Source organism: Ruegeria sp. AH12 (genome assembly GCF_056541465.1).
This window is the reverse complement of record NZ_JBQFYL010000059.1, coordinates 1-1,306: the sequence shown is the minus strand read 5'-3', so window position 1 is coordinate 1,306 and position 1,306 is coordinate 1. Positions and strand designations below refer to the sequence as shown.

Genomic DNA, 1,306 nt, shown 5'->3' with positions numbered 1-1,306 from the left:
TTCGGCGCCCTTCTGTGCGGGCGCCGATGAGTTCAAAACCGGAAGGTTGCTTTGAGCTCAGCAACTACACCGTAGTCGCCATCGAAGGTTGATTGGATTTCGCTGTTGAACCCAATCGTTCGCAGCCCATCAGCGGAGGAATATCCGACATCAAACCCAAGAAACCCCGCCACGGCATCCCCAGGACTGGCGACAAACGAGAAGGGCGTCGCCGCTACGATCGCATCGACATCATCCGAACCTGCATCAAATGTTGCATCAACACCTAACGACCAGTTGATATCGGTCGTACCTCCGTTTGAATGCGAAATGGCCCGGGGGAAGTTCAACTGCGCCCTAGTATTGAAAAGTGAGACATTCCGATCTTCAACCGTCAACGGTAGACCGGCGCCGGTTTCGCTATAGTCGTCTAGTTGCAGCAAAACGTAGTTGGCCCGCGCACTGAAATAGGCTGGTACCGGCAACCGGTTGACTGGAACCGCAACAGAGAGAGATGGCGCAAAGAATGTACCATCGAAGTCGCCATCAGCCTGTCCGCTATCGGTATTCCGCGTCACCTCGTTACTGGTGGCTCCGGCTACAATCGCGGCATTCAGACTGAAGCCATCGAAATTGCGCTTCCAATAGGCTCCGCCGAAATACGAGGTGATATCGGTCTCACCGGCAGCGTAGTCCAAGGACACGCGGCTATCACTGTAGCCTGCAAGAAGACCGAAGTTACCATTGTCAAAGACTTCACTGGTCTCGACGCCAGCGATCAGGCCGTTGAAACGATGGTCGTACCCGACATTCGTCCCATCCGCGCTCAAATCGCGGTAGCCGCCTATCGCAGAGATCCATGCATGCGAGCCACTTTCAACGGCAAACCGATCTAGCGTCCCGACACCTTGGCTTACTTGGCTCGGGGATGCGACGGGTACGAGATCGGCGGTGTCGACCGAGTTGAAGATCGCATCGGTCAGATCGCTGATAAACGTGCCTTGCGCCGCAAATCCCGTGGTGTCCACCGAAACCGCGGTCAGCCCGCCATTGGTCAACGTACCAGCACCACCGAAGTTGATGATCTCTGGAGCTGAGGCCAGATCGCTGTCCACTCCGGAACCGTCGGCGAAGTTCACGGCGGCGTTGAGCCCGGGTACAAAATTAAGCGTGTCGACGTCGTTGGCTGCACCGTTCCCGAAATCCACCGCACCGTTCAAAACTGACCCGGGCAACAGGTTCAGCGTGTCGTTCGCATTGCCTCCGTACAGGATCGCGAATCCGCTGCCACCCGTGATCGAGGCCGAGTTCGTGATGGTGGCCGACG

General features: G+C 56.8%; 1 protein-coding gene. It reads right to left on the bottom strand.

The window, feature by feature from the left end:
• Positions 1-32 precede the first annotated feature (32 nt).
• Positions 33-1,306, bottom strand: a 1,274-nt coding sequence (locus tag ACR0EL_RS21560; RefSeq protein ID WP_480502215.1) for an autotransporter outer membrane beta-barrel domain-containing protein, incomplete at its 5' end; no start/stop codon positions are given.